The following is a 16,289-nucleotide window of genomic DNA, read 5'->3' as shown; positions in this document are numbered from 1 at the left end:
ATGTGCGTTGCCACGCGTTCAAGCGTCTTCACTAACCTTGCCGGCCGCAGAGGGGATCAGCAGTACCGGCAAGGTCGCCTGGCGCACGCAGCGCTCTGCGACGCTGCCGAGAATCAGGCGCTGAAAACCGCGCCGGCCATGCGTGCCCATTACCAGCAGATCGGCGTTGAAATCGGCGGCCGCTTTTAGCACGACCACCGACACGTCGTCGAGCGAGGAGGCTTCGCCCACGATGAGCTCCCCCTTGACGCCTTTCGCTGCCATGGCCTGGGCGAATTCCGCGCAGAGTTCCTTGCCCTCTTCGACGAGGCGGTTGCGCAGAATGGACGGGTCATAACCGGGCGCTTCGAAATACATCGGCGTGTTTTCGACGACGTAGAGCGGCTGCATGACAGCGCCGGTGGATTTCGCCAGCGCGAGCGCTGCTTCGAATGCGCGGCGCGAGGTGTGGCTGCCGTCGACCGCTACGAGGATGCGTGTGTACATATCGACTCCGCGTCTGAAGGATTGGGATGCCGCGGCCATTGCGCACGGCCGGGCTCATTGACGATTTATCTCCGATACCAGCGTAAATGATCGCTGAAAAAGGTGCATCCTGTCAGGATGTAAATCAAACACTTGTCAAATTTTGCGATAGCGGCGCGTCACCCGGCAATCACCGTGCAGCAGGCGTTTGCGGCATGCCTGTCAAGCCGGGGTGCCTATGTTAAATCAAGATAGGGTCAGGTTTGCCTTACAATCAGGACCTACTCAGACAAGCTGCTTCAGCACCGCTGATGAACGAGCGCAAAACGACGGGCTTGCCCGACAAGATCTACGGCGACATCCTCAATCGCATTCTTGAAGGCGAGTACAAGGAAGGCGAGCGGCTGCCTACCGAGCATGCGCTGGCCGAACGCTTTGCGACGTCGCGGCCCACTGTACGCGAGGCTTTGGCGCGCTTGCGGGCGGACGGGATCATCATGACGCGGCACGGTTCGGGCACCACGGTCGCGCGGCGGCCGGACCCGGATGTGCGGCGGTTCGCGCCGCTCGAAACGCTGTCCGACATCCGCCGCTGTTATGAATTTCGCATCGTGACCGAAGCGGGCGCGGCCGAACAGGCCGCGCTCAAGGCCGATGCGGACGACATCGCCGCGATCCAGCATGCGTGGGACCAACTGGAACGCATCATCGAGACCCGGGGCATCGGCGCGCAGGACGATTTCATGTTCCACCTGGCGGTGGCGCGCGCCTCGAAGAACCCGTTTTTCATCACGGTCATGTCGTTCATCGAAGAACAGATTCTGTTCAGCATGAATCTGTCGCGCAATCTTTCGCTCGTGAAAACGGTGGAGCGGCAGCGGCTCGTGCAGGCCGAACATATGGCCGTGCTCGAGGCGATCCGCCGTAAGGACGGCCCTGCAGCGGGGAAGGCGATGCGCGCGCATCTCGAGAATGCGCTCGAGCGGATGTTCGGTTCCTGATATCCCGCGTGTCTCCGCCGCGGGTCGCAAATACCAGGTAACCAGGTAACCGGGCTGCCGGTCTGCTTTAGCCGGGCAACCGCGACCAGCCCGCCGTGACCAGTCCACTGCAACTAGCCCATTGCATCCGGACTGCCCGCAAACGGGTCACCGCAACCGCGGCCCCAGTGGTGCCCTGCCGTCAGGCGGCGGCAGCCATCGGCCCGAACAGGGCGGTGCGGGTCTTCGGACTGACCGCGATATCCAGCGCCACGGCCCGTTCCACGCCGATCTGCAGGGGTGACCCGAGCCGGCTGATGTCGATCCCGGTCTTGCGCAGGAGCCGTTCGATCGGCGTGGTGGTCACCGTGACATAGCGGGTGATGCCCATCCGGTCGGCGAACGTCACGAGTTCGTGAATCGCCTGCATCGTCAGGTCGGCAAAGCCGAACGACTGTTCCTCGCCGCTGGTTTCGATCGCAAACCGGCTCAGTTCCCAGATATGCCGCCCGACCGGTGCATCCGCGCCGTGGAGCAATTGCGGGAAGGTGTCCTTCAGCATGTTCGGCCCTTCCGTCGGCATCAGGCGCCAGCAGCCCCGCACGTGCCGATCGTCGCCCTGAATCAGCATGTAGTGCGGCCCGAGCGCGTCGTAGCCGTCGATTTCCATGCCCGCGATGGTCGGGATGTCCCACCCGAGCCGCCCGTGAAACACCCGGGCCCGCAGGCGGTACATCTCGTTGATGTCCGCGTTGTCGAATTCCTGCCGCATTCCAATCCGGATTGCTGTTTGCATGACGTTCTCCTGAACGTGTTGGGGTACCCAATACGCAAGAAAACTTATGCATTTTGAATCTTTCCGCCACCTACCTACCTGGATAGGTGTGCATGCTTATCGGATAACGCAGAATTCGAGATAAGCCTCAGCCCTCAACCGACGGGACACAAAAATGGAACTTCTCGAAAACCACTGGCAAGCGCAACCCTCGGTCCAAACCCGCCCGGCAGAGCCGTCATCGGCGGTGGATCGTGTTCTGATCATTGCCTACCGCAAGAAGAAGAAGGAGAGCCAGCGCCGCTTCTGGGCACGCTTTGGCGTGACGCAGTCGCGTGGCAGCCGGTTCGAATCGGGTGCCGAAATTCCGGCGCCGGTGTCGATCCTGCTGGGCCTCTACTTCACCAAAACCGTTTCCGACGCCGATCTGGGACGGGCTGAGCGGGTGCTGTACAGCCGCGACGCCGTCGCCTTGCTCAACCCGGGTCAATAAGCCCCAACTGCGTGGCGATCACGGCCGCCGCGCGCCGCGAATTCACACCGAATTTCGTCCTGATGTTCTTCATGTGGAAGTTCACAACGGCTTCCGAGCAGCTCAGGATATGGGAGATTTCCCAGGTGGATTTGCCGCGCGCGGTCCATTTCAGACATTCGCGTTCGCGCGGCGTCAGCTTGGGCAATAAAGTCTGAGTGTGCGTATTCAAATGGCGCTGACTGGTATCGATCACCAGATCGCGCAATAACACCAGATTCGGCAACGCGACGTTGATGTGACGCCAGAACGCGTCGGTCGGATTGCTGTCATTGACGAAGCACATCATGCCGGCTTCCTGGTTCGGCCCATGAATCGGCAACGTCACACCTGAGCGCAGGCCGTGCGCGCGGGCTTCCTCATACATCGACTGCTGCGGTGCGGTCGTAAAAATGTCCGGCGACCAGATCAGCGGCGCGGCGCGTGTCGCGCAATGCGAGACAGTCGGGTCGATATGGACGAGCCCCTGCTCGTCGTAGGTGCGCCGCCAGGCCGGTGCGTAGGTGCTCCGCACATAGGCGTCTTCAAGGCGAATGGTCGGGCGCGGCAGCATGGCAATCAAAAGCCTGTCGAAGCCCCATGTGTCGGCCAGGCCCGCGATCGCGCCGAACCATTCCGCTTCATCTGCGGCGTTCAGTAGCGGCGCCATTTCCTCGATAAAATGTAGCGACAATTTGGTTCTCTCAGACTCGCAAACGTCCCGTTGCGGTTAATTGCGGTACGGCGATCCGTCCGGCTGTTTTTATCTTCACAATCTATCACTAAAAATTATTTCGCAAGCCAAGGGTGATTTCTAAAGAAACGCCACCAGCGCTAGTTCTGCAACCAGGCGAACGAATTACTCCTTATATCGGATTTCTTCGACCTGATTAACATTCACGGGTCGATAAAGTGGGTAATTTTCTCGTAGTGGCCTTTTTGATGCATTTGATTTGCAACATTATTGTCAAACCACTTTGAATGACCGTGCGTGTCGAAATTCCGGACAAAACCACGCTAATTACCCAATTGACGATTTCCACCTGGCCCTTTGCCATTCTCTAACACCCGCCTGTCGCCGTCTATTGTCATACGAAAGCGACGTACCGGACTTTGCCGGCTTTGGCTTCTTCGCATCGACTTCGACTCAAGATGGCGCGATGACATCTTACTCAGGTTGTTTGACAACATTGCGAACCCGGTGCTAACTTGAACGCCCAGTCCCCGTGCGTTTGAGGCGTCATGAACGAATCCCCGATTCTCGACAGTGAGTTCGTCGCGTCGGTGATAGCTGTGCCACCGCTTGCACGCCGCGCCGACTACACGCTGGACGCCGCCGAAAATCGCGCGCTGATCCGCCACATCGAGGCTGGCGGCGTGCGCACCTTGCTGTACGGCGGCAATGCGAACCTCTATCACGTGGCCGTCAGCGAGTATCGGGACTTGCTGGATCTACTGGCCGACGCAGCGAGTGCAGGCACGCGCGTGATCCCGTCAATCGGTCCCGACTACGGGAAAATGGTCGATCAGGCCCGTATCCTTGCGCAAACCCGCTACCGTACGGCAATGGTGTTGCCGCTGAGCGGTTTTACGACGTCCGAAGGCGTGGAGGCGGGGCTCACGCGCGTCGCCGACGCGGCGGGCATGCCGCTCACCCTGTACATCAAGAGCGAAAACTACGTGGAGCTCGACACGCTCGCGCGATTGATCGAGCGCGGCACGCTGCTGGCCGTCAAATACGCGATCGTGCGCGACAATCCTGCGGATGATCCGTATCTGCGCCGACTTGTGCAAGCCGTGCCTGTGGTCAAGGTGGTGTCGGGCATGGGCGAGCGGCCTGCGCTCGTCCATCTGCGCGAGTTCGGTCTGGTCGCATGGACGACGGGTTCGGGATGCATTGCGCCGCGCATGGTCATGGCCCTGCTGCAAGCCGTCGGAACCGGTGATACCGACAAGGCGCAGCGTCTCTATGACGCGTTCCTGCCACTCGAAACCCTGCGTGACGAAATCTCGCTGATCCGCGTGCTGCACGATGCTGTCACGTTCTCGAAGATTGCCGACATGGGGCCGATCCTGCCGCTACTCAGTTCGACGCCGCCCGAACATCATGCGAAGATCGATCATGCGACGCAGGTCCTGCTCGCGTTGGAGCGTCAGTTCGCGCAGAAGCCGGCGTCGCATTGACCTCGCAGCGGCCCCGATTACAGGTGCGTGCGCGGCGCGCCGGCGTGCAGGACACAACGCGCTTCGACTCGCTTTCCCCCTCAACTTCCATCGTTCAAAGCCTACGCATGATCGACACCAGCCGACGCTATCCCGATCCCTCCATTCGCGTTCTCGATCCACGCTTCAGGTCGCTGATCCTGGCGTCTGCTTCCGTCGAGTGTCTATATCAGGGCGCGCGCTGGTCAGAAGGGCCGGTCTGGTTCGGCGACGGCCGCTATCTGCTGTGGAGCGACATCCCCAATGACCGTATCCTGCGCTGGGATGAAACTAGCGGCGCGGTGACCACGTTTCGCCAGTCGTCGAACAATGCGAACGGCCACACGCGCGACCGCCAGGGCCGCCTTGTGACCTGCGAGCACCTGACGCGGCGCGTCACGCGGACCGAGTACGACGGTTCGATTACCGTGCTCGCCGACCGTTACCTTGGCAAGCGTTTCAACTCGCCGAATGACGTGATCGTGAAGTCGGACGGTTCGATCTGGTTTAGCGATCCGACCTTCGGCATCGACAGTTTTTATGAGGGCGAGCGGCAGGAGTCGGAACTGCCCGCGTGTGTATACCGCATCGACGGCCAATCGGGCGAGGTGACCATGGTCGCCGACGACGTGCTGGGCCCGAACGGCCTCGCGTTTTCGCCGGACGAGTCTGTGCTGTACATCGTCGAATCGCGTGGCGTGCCGCGCAAGATTCGCGCGTTTGATGTCGACGCCAGCGGCGAGCGGGCAGTACTGTCGAACAACCGCGTGCTGATCGACGCCGGGCCGGGCACGCCGGACGGCTTTCGCGTCGACACACACGGCAATCTCTGGTGCGGCTGGGGCATGGGCACCGACGAACTCGACGGCGTGCGCGTCTTCACGCCGCAAGGCGAGCCGATCGGCCATATCGCGTTACCGGAGCGCTGCGCGAATGTGTGCTTCGGCGGACGCCATCGCAACCGGTTGTTCATGGCGGCGAGCCACGGCTTGTATTCGGTGTATGTGAATACGCAGGGCGTCCAGGGCGGGTGAGCGCGCAAGGCGTGCGGGCAGCCTGAGTGCGCAGTGCAAGTGCAGGTTGCTTGACAACTAGCTGCCCGACTTGCTTGTCGACTCCGGGTTTGCCCTTGGATAACGCGCGCAAACCGTTGAACCACAAGGATTCCCCGCAAAAAAAGCCAATTTTCTGGGCAAAACCCGGTGGCGAGTATTTGCTTGACATCGGCAGTTCCGCTTCGCTATGTTCCATTGGTAGAGAGACACCGCCAGCAGCGCATCTGGCCGGCGGACTTCCATACCAAGAAGCGAGGAGACGCAATGACTGTTTCAGGCAGGTTGGCGCTCAGGCTGGTGTCCGTAAGTCTCGTGGCAAGCGCCGCATTGGGAACCACCGCGCATGCGGCCGATCCGGTAACGCTAAATATCGTCGACGTAGCCGGCGACCTTCAACTCACGCAGAAGGGTTTCGAAGCCTTCAAGGCGAAGTATCCGAATCTCGTCGCCAATCTCACGTTCACCAACGCGCCCGCGCCGCAGTTGCCCGGCAAGATCAAGGCGATGCAGGCCGCTGGCCGCTCCGACATCGATCTCGTCCTGACGGGCACTGACGCACTGGCCGCCGGCATCGAACAGAATCTCTGGATGAAGCTGTTGCCGGACAATGCGGCGGCATTCCCCGGCGTGCTCGACAAATACGCGCCCGGTCCGCGCAAGATGCAGGACCTGGCACAAGGCTTCGGTCTCGAGGTCGCCTATATGCCGGCCGGTCCGTTGCTTGAATACAACCCGGCCAAAGTGACTGATCCGCCCAGAACGCCTGAGCAACTTCTGCAATGGTGCAAGGCGCATCCGGACAAGCTGATCTACGCGCGGCCGGCGAACTCCGGTCCGGGCCGCACGTTCCTGATGGGCCTGCCTTACGTGCTCGGCGACAAGGATCCGCAAGATCCGATTCACGGCTGGGACAAGACGTGGGCTTTCCTCAAGCAATTGAACGATTGCATTCCTTACTATCCCGGCGGCACATCGGCGGTGATGAAAGAACTCGGCGAGGGTACGCGCGACATGACCGTGACGGTGACCGGCTGGGACATCAACCCGCGCGCGCTCGGCATCGTGCCGGCGGAATTCCGCGTGCAGGCATTCGACAACATGACGTGGGTGAACGACGCGCACTTCATGGTGATTCCGAAGGGTGTGCCGAAGGAAAAGCTCGACGTAATCTACAAGCTGATGAACTTCATGCTCGAACCGGCGCAGCAGGCCATGACCTATGACGACGGTTATTTCTATCCCGGGCCGGCGATCAAGGGCGTGAGTGTCGAGCAGGCGCCCGCGCACAGCCAGGATGTGCTGACGAAATATGGTCGGCCCGAGTACGCGAAGCTGCTGGCCGAGCGTCCGCATGTCTTGCCGCTGAATGCGGCTGCAATGGTCGCGGCTTTCAAGAAGTGGGACAGCGACGTAGGCGCGCAGAAGACCAAGTAGCCACTGAGTGAGTCCGTGCGCGCGTTCATTCGGTCCGCAGAGGTTCGCCTGCCATGCACACAGGAAGCCGGCACGAAGCATCACGCGCCTCTGTTCGATTGAGCCTTCGCGATTCGAGCGTCACGCGCATCAGGAAACCGCCATGAAGCATCACTTTGAGCAGTTGCGGCTCGATTCGGTGAGCCGCAGTTTCACGAATGCGGAGGGCCAGGCGGTCGCGGCGCTGCAAGGGCTCGATCTGAATATCCAGCGTGGCGAGTTCATTGCGTTGCTCGGACCTTCGGGTTGCGGAAAATCGACGGCGCTCAATTGCATCGCCGGCTTGCAGCCCTTGAGCGGCGGCGGCATCTGGCTCGACGATAAACGCATCGACGTGCTGCCGCCGGAAAAGCGCGGCTTCGGCATGGTGTTCCAGAACTACGCCCTCTTTCCGCATATGAGCGTGCTGGATAACGTCGGCTTCGGATTGAAGATGCGTGGCGTCGGCAGGAGCGAGGCAGTGCGCCGGGTGCGCGAAGCATTGCAGCTCGTACAACTGGTCGGTCATGAGCGTAAGCTGCCCGGACAACTGTCGGGCGGTCAGCAGCAGCGGGTGGCGATTGCGCGTGCGATCGTGATCGAACCGCCACTGATTCTGATGGACGAACCGCTGTCGAATCTCGATACGAAGCTGCGCATCGAAATGCGTGCTGAGATTCGTCGCATCCACAGTAAGCTCGAACGCGCGACGCTCTACGTGACGCACGATCAGGACGAAGCGCTTTCCATGGCCGATCGCATCGTCGTGATGAAAGAGGGTGTGGTGCAGCAGATCGGCACGCCGAAAGAGGTCTACACGCGGCCGCAAAACTTGCACGTGGCGCGTTTCATGGGCTATCGAAACGTAGCCGAATTCACGCTCGAAGGCACGCAAGGCGATGGGGTTGCGGTGAGCGCGAATGGTGTGCGTCTGATCGGCACGCCGATGGCCGGTTTCAACAGCAAGCGCGTGAGCGTCGCGCTGCGCCCCGAGGATATGGAGCACGCGGCACCTGGCATGGAAAACGCCTTTGACGCGTTGGTGAACACCGTGGAATACGGCGGGCACGATTCACTGCTGCGGGTGAAGACCGCGTTCGGCGATTTGTGGGCGCGCATCGCGGGCGAATTCGAAGAGGGCGAACGCATCAGTCTGCGCGTGCCGCCCTCACGTACGCTCGTCTATGACGGAGAGGCTGCTTGAACACGCCCACGCTGTCGCCGCCGCTCGCACCGCGCGACGCCAAGGCGTGGCTGGTCGCGCCAGCTTTGATTTTCATCGTGGCGTTGTTCATCTATCCCTTTGCGTATGGTTTGGTGCTGTCGTTCCGGCCGATGAACGGCGGCGGCCTGTGGGCCAACTACCTGACGTTCTTCACCGACTCGTCGATGTGGCCGACCATTCTCGTCACGCTCAAGCTCGCCGTGCCCGCGACGCTGATCAATGTAGGCGTGTCGGTTCCGGTGGCGTTTGCGCTGCGCCGCAATTCGCCCTATCAGAAACTCGCCACGACGCTGCTGGTGATTCCTGTCACGCTCGGCACCGTGCTGATCGCCGACGGCATGCTCACGTATTTCGGCCCGAATGGCTGGTTTCCCCAGGCATTGCAAGGATTGCATCTCTACACCAATGAAGTGCGTCTGACGCATAACTTCTGGGGCGTGCTGATTTCGCTGATCGTGTCGGGTTTTCCGTTTGCGTTTCTGCTGACGCTGTCCTACGTGACCGGCATCGATCCGACGCTCGCGAGCGCTGCCGCCACGCTCGGCGCGAGCCCGTGGCAGCAGTTCCGCCGGATCTATTTGCCGCTGCTGGTCCCTGGATTAACGATGGCCGCCTGTTTGTCGTTCGTGCAGGCGTTCTCGGTCTTTCCATCGGCGGTGCTGCTGGGTGCGCCCGCCGGCCCGACGCGTGTGATGTCGATCGCCGCAGCCGAAGCCGCGTTCGAAAGCTACGATTATTCGCTTGCTTCGGCGATCGCAATGGTGATGGGTTTCGTGCAACTGCTGGTGGTCGCCGCGATGCTCGGCGCGCGCCGCTTCTTCTACAGCGGTCCGGTGACGGGAGGCAAAGGCTGATGGCTAGCGATCACCGCGCCGCGCATCCTTCGTGGTCCGCGTCGAAGGAAAACAACGACGGCGCCCAGCAACCCAGCAAGCGCGTGAAGCAGCGCGCCAGCGTGCCGGGCCGCATCTGGCAGGTGCTGGTGTGGGGCGCGATGGTGTTCTTTCTCGTCAACGTGGTGTTGCTGATTGCGACCGTCGCGGTGAATTCGCTGGCGACCCGCTGGTTCGGCACCTTGTTGCCGCAAGGCTTCACGCTGCATTGGTACGCGCAGGCGTGGAGCGATTTTCAGCTCGCGAGCGTGTTGTGGGTCACCGTCGAAGTGGTCGGCGCCGTGGTGGTGTTGTCGGTTGTACTCGGCGTGCCCGCGGCGTATGCGCTCGCCCGCGTGCAGTTTCGCGGCAAGCGCATGGCGATGCTGATTTTCCTGTTGCCCCTGATGGTGCCGCCCGTGACCTACGGCATTCCGATGGCAACCGTGATGTACAAAGTCGGCCTTGCGGGCACCTTGAGCGGCGTGATCCTTGCGAATCTCGTGCCGGCGCTGCCGTTCGTGATTCTGGTGATGACGCCGTTCATCGAGCAGATCGATCCCAATCTCGAAGCGGCGGCGCGCATTTTCGGGGCGAACACGTTTCGCTATTTCCGCTACGTGCTGCTGCCCCTGCTGGTGCCCGGCATGTTGGCCGCCGGGCTGCTCGTGCTGGTGCGCACGATCGGCATGTTCGAGCTGACATTCTTTACAGCGGGCCCCGCGACGCAAACGCTCGTGGTCGCCTTGTACTACGCTGTATTTTCAACCGGCGTGCGCGCACCGCAATCGATCGACGCGATGGCGATGATCTACATGGCGATCACGTTGATCTGGGTGCTGATCGCGCTGCAATTCGTCAGCCCGACGCAGATCGTGTCGCGCGTGAAGGAGCAAAGACGTTGACGAAGCGAAAGAAACCCGAAGAACTGCGCAGCCACCGCTGGTACGGCTTAAACGATCTGCGCTCGTTCGGCCACCGCTCGCGTACCGCGCAAATGGGCTATAGCCGCGAGGAATACGCTGGCAAGCCGGTCATCGCGATCCTCAACACATGGAGCGAGATCAATACCTGCCACACGCATTTCAAGCAACGTGTCGAGGAAGTGAAACGCGGCATCTGGCAGGCAGGCGGCTTTCCGGTCGAGCTGCCCGTGCAGACGCTCGCCGAGCCGTTCCAGAAGCCCACCACGATGCTCTATCGCAACTTCCTCGCGATGGAAGCCGAGGAGACGCTGCGCTCGTATCCCGCCGATGGCGTCGTGCTGATGGGTGGTTGCGACAAGACCACGCCCGCCTTGCTGATGGGCGCGATCTCGATGGATCTGCCGGCGATCTTTCTGCCGGCCGGTCCGATGCTGCGCGGCAACTGGAACGGTGTCACGCTTGGCTCCGGTTCTGACGTCTGGAAATACTGGGCCGAGTTGCGCGCGGGGACCATCACGGAAGGGGACTGGCAAGGTGTGGAAGGCGGCATTGCCCGCTCGCCGGGTCACTGCATGACAATGGGCACCGCGTCGACCATGACGAGCGCTGCCGAAGCGCTCGGCTTCACGTTGCCCGGATTTGCCTCCATTCCCGCAGTGGATTCGCGGCACGCGCAGATGGCGGCGAAAACCGGCATGCGTATCGTCGAGATGGTGTGGGAGGACCTGAAACCATCCGATCTGATCACCGCCGGCTCAATCGATAACGCCGTGACCACCTGCCTCGCGCTCTCTGGTTCGACCAACGCGATCGTGCATATGATCGCGCTCGCACGCCGCGCCGGCGTCGAACTGACGCTTGATCGCTATGACGACATCTCGCGCCGCACGCCGGTGCTGGCGAACGTTCGTCCGACCGGCGCGTATCTGATGGAGGACTTTTTCTACGCGGGCGGATTGCCGGCCATGCTTGCTGAACTGGGCGACCTGATCGACCGTTCGCAGAAAACGGTGAATGGCCGCACGCTCGGCGAAAACCTCGAAGGCGCGACGATTTTCAACGACGAGGTGATCCGCCGCCGCAGCGCGCCGCTCCTGCCCAATAACGGTCTCGCGGTGCTGCGCGGCAATCTCGCGCCCGACGGCGCCGTGATCAAACCCGGTGCCGCCGAGCCGCGCTTGCTCGTGCACACCGGCCGCGCCGTGGTGTTCAAGGACTACAACGACATGGCCGCGCGCATCGACGACGAAGCGCTCGACATCGACGAGACCTGTGTGATCGTGCTGCAGCACGCGGGACCGGTGGGGGCGCCAGGCATGCCCGAGTGGGGGCAATTACCGATCCCGCGGAAACTGCTGCAAAAGGGCGTGCGCGATATGGTGCGTATCTCGGATGCGCGGATGAGCGGGACGAGCTACGGTGCGTGCGTATTGCACGTCGCGCCGGAGTCGTTTATCGGCGGCCCGCTTGCACTGGTGCAGAGCGGCGATCTGATCGAGCTGGACGTGCCGCGGCGCAAGCTCAACATGCTCGTAGCGGAGGAAGAACTGGCGCGCCGCAAGGCCGCCTGGGTCAGACCCGAGCCGCGGTTTACGCGCGGCTTTGGCGCCTTGCATCAGGTGCACGTGCTGCAGGCGAATAAAGGCTGCGACTTCGATTTCCTGCAGCGCGGCGGCGCGCAGACGGATGCAAGCGGCGAGCCGGAGATTCACTGAGCGTTCTGAAGGCTCAATACCCCACGCGATACACGCGGCCCGTTTGCGCGCCTTCAACGCTGCGCAGATAGGCCTGCGCGGCACGTTCGGCGGTGACCGGCTCGAAGCCGCGGAAGTAGGGCGCATAAGCAGCCATCGCTTCGGTGAGTACGGTCGGGCTCACCACGTTGATGCGGATGCCGCGCGGCAATTCGATCGCGGCGCCGCGCACGAAACCTTCCAGGGCCAGATTGACCGTGGTTGCGTTCGCGCCTTCGCGAATCGGTTCGTCGCCGACAATGCCGCTCGTCAGCGTGAACGAACCGCCGTCGTTCACGTACCGCTGCGCGCCCAGCACCACATTGATCTGACCCATCAGCTTGTCGCGCAGACCGACCCAGAACTGCTCGACGCTCATCTCCGGCAGCGGGCCGAAATGCAGCTTGCCGGTGGCGGTGACGATGCCGTCGACTTTACCAATCTCGCTAAAGAGCCGCTCGATGCTGGCCGGGTCGGTGCTGTCCACGCGATACTGGCCGCGCGTCGCGCCCACTTCGATGACTTCATGGCGTGCTTTCAATGCCGTGCTCACTGCCTGGCCGACCGTGCCGGTTGCGCCTATTACGACAATTTTTTTCATCTGCTGCTCCGTTTGGTATTGGACATGCAGTCGATTGTGTCGGCGTTCGACGGGCGGAAAAAGCCCGTTCGGCTTGCAGGTCCTGCAACCCTGAGTTTCTAATCCGTAACGAAACGCGCACCGTCATTCAAACGGTGCGCACTTTGGAATGGACTGATTAATTGGTGCGAGCGGCGCAATTCAAACAAATATGCGCCGCGCGAATACTTATTTCGCCCGATGTAATTCAATCACGCGGGTAGGGCGCAGGTGATTGAGGGCGAAATGGATGCGGCCACGTTCGCGACGGCTGCGGATTGGGCGCGGGTCGTCGAACAGTTCATCTTCTGAATCGACGCCTTGCGGCTCGACCATGCCTTTATCGATGACCGTGTAGCCCGGTTCGAGCGCCAGCAGCAGATGATTGCCGCCAACCCGGCTGTCGAAGCCGGCCATGCCGTCCTGTGCCTCGGGCACGCTGTTGATCAGGCTCGCGTTGCTCGTCGTGATCTCGTCCGGCGAGATCGGGCTGTGGCCGGCGATGCGGGCGGCCTCGAGATTCTTGCCGTCGGTGTCGACCGTGCTGTCGTGCGTGCGGTCGTTATGCAGTTCCGTTGTGCTCGGGCCGGTGGTGCGCGGTAGTTTGCCGGCGTCTGCCGGCTTGTTGATGTCGCTGTTCATCATGCATTCTCCACTGAAGAGGACATGGTTGAAGTGCAGCAAAACCCGTTCCGCCTCGCACAACCTCTTTGTGCGTGTGAGTTGTACCGCGGTTGCCTCGCAGCTTATGTGCAGCTTATGTGCAGTGACATATGCGGGCATTTCACGTGGCGATTGCGTCAGCGATTCTTTTCGTTTTTTTTAATGGACGCCTATTTTCTACAGAGTATGATCTTACTCCGACGAGCGAAGCGCGGTTAAATCGACGACATGCGTCCGGCTTTTTTTTACATGGCCGACAACGAACAGACGCGCGCTACTCAAAACATCTTACGGGGCCGTCAGGGCGGGTGACACATGCATTTCGATGCTGCATTCACACATCGCGGCTACTTGCTGAATTGCGCGCCGGCGCGCGCGTGCGATGGCACTTGGCAACCGTATGTGGTCATCTCCCGCTCCAGCGACGGCGAACTGGTCGCCAACCGTTTTTTCCCCACTGACTTGCGTTTTCCTGACGAAGCCACCGCCATCGCGCACGCACGCGACTGGGCCGTGCGCTGGATCGATGCGAGCAGCGTGACGATCTGAAGCGCGTCCGCCACGCGCGAACCGGCATACCGGGCAGCCGCGCGACGTTGCGCGAACCGCCGCAAAACGCGGTAATCTCTTGGGACAATCACTCTGAACCGCGCCTATCGCGCGGCGCTGTCCTTTTATGCCTAATGTGCCTGCCCACAACTGGGGTCTCGAACAGATCGTCGCGGACCTGCGCGCGTCGCGTGAAGAATTGCATCGCACGCGGCATCCGCTCGGCATTCGCGAGTTGCCGTCGCGCGATGCGGTGATCGCCATTGTCACCGGCTTGCGCGCGGCGTTGTTTCCCACGCACTACGGCGCCCCCGATCTAACTGACGAAACCGTCGACTACTACGTCGGCCACACGCTCGAAAGCACGTTGCGATTGCTTGCCGAACAGATTCGCCGCGCCTTGCGCTTTCTGCCCGAGTTTGGCGAAACGCCCGATGCGGATCTGAAGGAGCGCGCGTTCAATGTCGCGCGCGAGTTCGGCACGCAGTTGCCCGGTATTCGCGCGTTGCTGGTCAGCGATATTCAGGCCGCTTTCACCGGCGACCCGGCCGCGCAGCACATCACTGAAATTCTGCTGTGTTATCCGGGCGTGTGGGCAATGACGCACCATCGTCTTGCGCACGCGCTGCACCGCCTCGGCGTGCCCTTGCTCGCGCGCTTCATCAACGAGATCGCGCACTCGGCGACCGGCATCGACATTCACCCGGGCGCGACCATCGGCCCGAGTTTCTTTATCGATCACGGCACGGGCGTTGTGATTGGCGAGACCGCGATCATCGGCGAGCGCGTGCGTGTCTACCAGGCCGTGACGCTCGGCGCGAAGAGCTTCGCTGCGGATGTTGACGGCACGCTGGTCAAGGGCAACGCGCGCCATCCGATCGTTGAAGACGACGTCGTGATTTATGCAGGCGCGACGATTCTCGGCCGCGTGACGATCGGGCGCGGCTCGGTGATCGGCGGCAATGTGTGGCTGACGCATAGCGTGCCGCCGGGCAGCAGCGTATCGCAAGGCAAGATCCGCGAGGGTGAGCGCACGGGAACGGAAGAGGGGGGCGGTAGATGAGCGGGTTGGCTCACGCGTCATCTCGCACTTTGCCGCGTGGACTGGCGCGCGGGGTGCTCTGGCGATCTGCATACGGCTCGCTGCGCGATTCAGCGTGCAGACCGCCGCGTGTTGTGCCGCGCGGAACGCTAGTTAACTTCTGAGGCGCACCATGTCACGCGGCCGCGTTCACATGCCTCGCTGCGCGATCGCCGGCGTCGAAGCGACGGTGGCCGAAACGACGCATTCGTTTCCGCGCCATTCGCACGACCGCTTCGGGGTAGGCGTGATCGTTACGGGCGGACATCGATCATCAAGCGGCCGCGGCGTAGTAGAAGCACGAGCGAACGACGCGATCATGGTGAACCCGGGGGAGGTACACGACGGCAGCCCGCTCGACGAGCGCGGACGCGCATGGCGCATGCTGTATTTCGAGCCATCGATGCTAAGCGACGCCGCAATCGAATTAAGTGGAATCGCCACACACGAGATCGAACTGACACAACCGGTGGTACACGACCCGTTACTGAAGGTGCTATTCGAGCGCCTGTTCACAGCATCGGTGGAGGCGCAATCCGTGCCGGACGACCTGATCCGAGAGGAGACGATGCTCGAGTTGCTTGGGTATCTACTTCGAACTCACGCGACGGCGCACGCACGTCCACGGTTGTCACAGACCTTGAATCCGATTGCACGAGCGAGGGCGCGTATTGACGACGACCCTTCGTCACCGCTCACGCTAACTGACCTTGCTGCTGACGCCGGCATGAGTCGCTTCCAGTTGCTACGGGGTTTCGCGCACGAGATGGGGTTACCACCGCACGCATACAGGATGCAGCGCAGGGTAATGCTTGCGAGACAACTGATCGCGCGTGGCGCGACCTTGGCAGACGCCGCAGCCTCAGCGGGCTTTGCGGATCAGAGCCACATGACCCGAGCATTCGTGCGATTGATGGGCATGACCCCTGCGAACTACGCAGCCGCGAAGCGGCGATAGAGTACGCCAACGGGGTTAAGAACAACGCTTCGGCGCGCGCAGCGCCGCCGGAAGTATGACGCCCTTGTCACTGGCGTATGCAGGGGCACGAACACAGATTCCAGATGCACCACTACCCGCAGCAGACCACGGTGCCCACTTAGCATTAGCGGTTTGAGCCGCTTTCTTTTGCCTACTTTTCTTTGCGGCATGCAAAGAAAAGTAGGTGCCGCCCCGCACAGGG

General features: G+C 61.7%; 17 protein-coding genes. 12 read left to right on the top strand and 5 right to left on the bottom strand.

What is annotated here, in order from left to right; genetic code table 11:
• Positions 1 to 18: 18 nt before the first annotated feature.
• Entirely contained in the window at positions 19 to 486 is a 468-nt protein-coding gene (locus tag FSO04_RS07835) for a universal stress protein (protein ID WP_154559128.1), read from the bottom strand.
• 290 nt (positions 487 to 776) lie between these two features.
• On the opposite strand from FSO04_RS07835, the gene FSO04_RS07830 reads away from it, so the two are divergent.
• Positions 777 to 1,466 (top strand): FadR/GntR family transcriptional regulator, encoded by a 690-nt coding sequence (locus tag FSO04_RS07830; RefSeq protein ID WP_054040669.1) that lies wholly within the window; start codon positions 777 to 779, stop codon positions 1,464 to 1,466.
• 181 nt (positions 1,467 to 1,647) lie between these two features.
• On the opposite strand, the gene FSO04_RS07825 is transcribed toward FSO04_RS07830, so the two are convergent.
• Positions 1,648 to 2,241, bottom strand: a complete 594-nt coding sequence (locus FSO04_RS07825; protein ID WP_093637295.1) for an acyl-homoserine-lactone synthase — start codon at positions 2,239 to 2,241, stop codon at positions 1,648 to 1,650.
• 154 nt (positions 2,242 to 2,395) lie between these two features.
• Between FSO04_RS07825 and FSO04_RS07820 the strand changes: the two genes are divergently transcribed.
• Positions 2,396 to 2,713: a helix-turn-helix domain-containing protein gene (locus FSO04_RS07820; protein WP_154559127.1), complete on the top strand. Its 318-nt coding sequence runs from the start codon at positions 2,396 to 2,398 to the stop codon at positions 2,711 to 2,713.
• Here the strand turns inward: FSO04_RS07820 and FSO04_RS07815 are convergent.
• Positions 2,697 to 3,401, bottom strand: a complete 705-nt coding sequence (locus tag FSO04_RS07815) for a helix-turn-helix transcriptional regulator (protein WP_154559220.1) — start codon at positions 3,399 to 3,401, stop codon at positions 2,697 to 2,699. The genes FSO04_RS07820 and FSO04_RS07815 overlap by 17 nt on opposite strands.
• A gap of 572 nt (positions 3,402 to 3,973) precedes the next feature.
• Here FSO04_RS07815 and FSO04_RS07810 point away from each other — a divergent pair.
• The 7 genes from FSO04_RS07810 to araD all read left to right on the top strand — a co-directional run bounded on the left by FSO04_RS07810 (position 3,974) and on the right by araD (position 12,178).
• Positions 3,974 to 4,915: a dihydrodipicolinate synthase family protein gene (locus FSO04_RS07810; RefSeq protein ID WP_154559126.1), complete on the top strand. Its 942-nt coding sequence runs from the start codon at positions 3,974 to 3,976 to the stop codon at positions 4,913 to 4,915.
• A 107-nt stretch (positions 4,916 to 5,022) separates the two neighbouring features.
• The gene (locus FSO04_RS07805; protein WP_154559125.1) at positions 5,023 to 5,967 is read left to right on the top strand and encodes an SMP-30/gluconolactonase/LRE family protein; all 945 of its coding nucleotides are present in this window, start codon (positions 5,023 to 5,025) and stop codon (positions 5,965 to 5,967) included.
• Between the two features lie 285 nt (positions 5,968 to 6,252).
• Positions 6,253 to 7,422 carry an extracellular solute-binding protein gene (locus FSO04_RS07800; RefSeq protein WP_154559124.1) on the top strand — a complete coding sequence of 390 codons (1,170 nt, stop codon included), beginning with the start codon at positions 6,253 to 6,255 and terminating at the stop codon, positions 7,420 to 7,422.
• A 142-nt stretch (positions 7,423 to 7,564) separates the two neighbouring features.
• Entirely contained in the window at positions 7,565 to 8,644 is a 1,080-nt protein-coding gene (locus FSO04_RS07795) for an ABC transporter ATP-binding protein (protein ID WP_154559123.1), read from the top strand.
• Positions 8,641 to 9,519, top strand: a complete 879-nt coding sequence (locus FSO04_RS07790; protein WP_154559122.1) for an ABC transporter permease — start codon at positions 8,641 to 8,643, stop codon at positions 9,517 to 9,519. The genes FSO04_RS07795 and FSO04_RS07790 overlap by 4 nt, the downstream gene beginning before the upstream one ends.
• Positions 9,519 to 10,442, top strand: coding sequence for an ABC transporter permease (locus tag FSO04_RS07785; protein ID WP_154559121.1), 924 nt, complete (start codon positions 9,519 to 9,521; stop codon positions 10,440 to 10,442). Before FSO04_RS07790 ends, FSO04_RS07785 begins: the two co-directional genes overlap by 1 nt.
• Positions 10,439 to 12,178 (top strand): L-arabinonate dehydratase, encoded by a 1,740-nt coding sequence (gene araD, locus FSO04_RS07780; protein ID WP_154559120.1) that lies wholly within the window; start codon positions 10,439 to 10,441, stop codon positions 12,176 to 12,178. The genes FSO04_RS07785 and araD overlap by 4 nt, the downstream gene beginning before the upstream one ends.
• 13 nt (positions 12,179 to 12,191) lie before the next feature.
• Here araD and FSO04_RS07775 read toward each other — a convergent pair whose 3' ends face one another.
• On the bottom strand, positions 12,192 to 12,797 hold the full coding sequence (locus FSO04_RS07775) for a short chain dehydrogenase (protein WP_154559119.1): 606 nt from the start codon (positions 12,795 to 12,797) through the stop codon (positions 12,192 to 12,194).
• Positions 12,798 to 13,004: 207 nt separating this feature from the next.
• Positions 13,005 to 13,457, bottom strand: a complete 453-nt coding sequence (locus FSO04_RS07770) for a DUF3005 domain-containing protein (RefSeq protein ID WP_154559219.1) — start codon at positions 13,455 to 13,457, stop codon at positions 13,005 to 13,007.
• Positions 13,458 to 13,793: 336 nt separating this feature from the next.
• Here FSO04_RS07770 and FSO04_RS07765 point away from each other — a divergent pair, with 336 nt between their 5' ends.
• From FSO04_RS07765 to FSO04_RS07755, 3 genes are all read left to right on the top strand, one after another.
• A complete protein-coding gene (locus FSO04_RS07765) occupies positions 13,794 to 14,027 on the top strand; it encodes a hypothetical protein (RefSeq protein WP_154559118.1) in 234 nt (77 codons plus the stop codon).
• A 127-nt stretch (positions 14,028 to 14,154) separates the two neighbouring features.
• Positions 14,155 to 15,090, top strand: a complete 936-nt coding sequence (gene epsC, locus FSO04_RS07760) for a serine O-acetyltransferase EpsC (protein WP_154559117.1) — start codon at positions 14,155 to 14,157, stop codon at positions 15,088 to 15,090.
• A 151-nt stretch (positions 15,091 to 15,241) separates the two neighbouring features.
• A complete protein-coding gene (locus FSO04_RS07755; protein ID WP_154559116.1) occupies positions 15,242 to 16,066 on the top strand; it encodes an AraC family transcriptional regulator in 825 nt (274 codons plus the stop codon).
• Positions 16,067 to 16,289: the final 223 nt, after the last annotated feature.

The sequence above is a fragment of the Paraburkholderia madseniana genome, from assembly GCF_009690905.1.
Lineage (GTDB): Bacteria > Pseudomonadota > Gammaproteobacteria > Burkholderiales > Burkholderiaceae > Paraburkholderia > Paraburkholderia madseniana.
This window is presented reverse-complemented; position numbering and strand designations above follow the sequence as displayed.

Bases quoted from the DNA above. Each gene is read 5' to 3' on its own strand.
- FSO04_RS07785 (WP_154559121.1), top strand. From the start codon at position 9,519: ATGGCTAGCGATCACCGCGCCGCGCATCCTTCGTGGTCCGCGTCGAAG.
- FSO04_RS07820 (WP_154559127.1), top strand. From the start codon at position 2,396: ATGGAACTTCTCGAAAACCACTGGCAAGCGCAACCCTCGGTCCAAACC.
- FSO04_RS07775 (WP_154559119.1), bottom strand. From the start codon at position 12,797: ATGAAAAAAATTGTCGTAATAGGCGCAACCGGCACGGTCGGCCAGGCA.
- FSO04_RS07810 (WP_154559126.1), top strand. From the start codon at position 3,974: ATGAACGAATCCCCGATTCTCGACAGTGAGTTCGTCGCGTCGGTGATA.
- FSO04_RS07805 (WP_154559125.1), top strand. From the start codon at position 5,023: ATGATCGACACCAGCCGACGCTATCCCGATCCCTCCATTCGCGTTCTC.
- FSO04_RS07830 (WP_054040669.1), top strand. From the start codon at position 777: ATGAACGAGCGCAAAACGACGGGCTTGCCCGACAAGATCTACGGCGAC.
- FSO04_RS07795 (WP_154559123.1), top strand. From the start codon at position 7,565: ATGAAGCATCACTTTGAGCAGTTGCGGCTCGATTCGGTGAGCCGCAGT.
- FSO04_RS07800 (WP_154559124.1), top strand. From the start codon at position 6,253: ATGACTGTTTCAGGCAGGTTGGCGCTCAGGCTGGTGTCCGTAAGTCTC.
- FSO04_RS07835 (WP_154559128.1), bottom strand. From the start codon at position 486: ATGTACACACGCATCCTCGTAGCGGTCGACGGCAGCCACACCTCGCGC.
- epsC (WP_154559117.1), top strand. From the start codon at position 14,155: ATGCCTAATGTGCCTGCCCACAACTGGGGTCTCGAACAGATCGTCGCG.
- FSO04_RS07755 (WP_154559116.1), top strand. From the start codon at position 15,242: ATGTCACGCGGCCGCGTTCACATGCCTCGCTGCGCGATCGCCGGCGTC.
- FSO04_RS07825 (WP_093637295.1), bottom strand. From the start codon at position 2,241: ATGCAAACAGCAATCCGGATTGGAATGCGGCAGGAATTCGACAACGCG.
- FSO04_RS07765 (WP_154559118.1), top strand. From the start codon at position 13,794: ATGCATTTCGATGCTGCATTCACACATCGCGGCTACTTGCTGAATTGC.
- FSO04_RS07815 (WP_154559220.1), bottom strand. From the start codon at position 3,401: ATGGCGCCGCTACTGAACGCCGCAGATGAAGCGGAATGGTTCGGCGCG.
- FSO04_RS07770 (WP_154559219.1), bottom strand. From the start codon at position 13,457: ATGAACAGCGACATCAACAAGCCGGCAGACGCCGGCAAACTACCGCGC.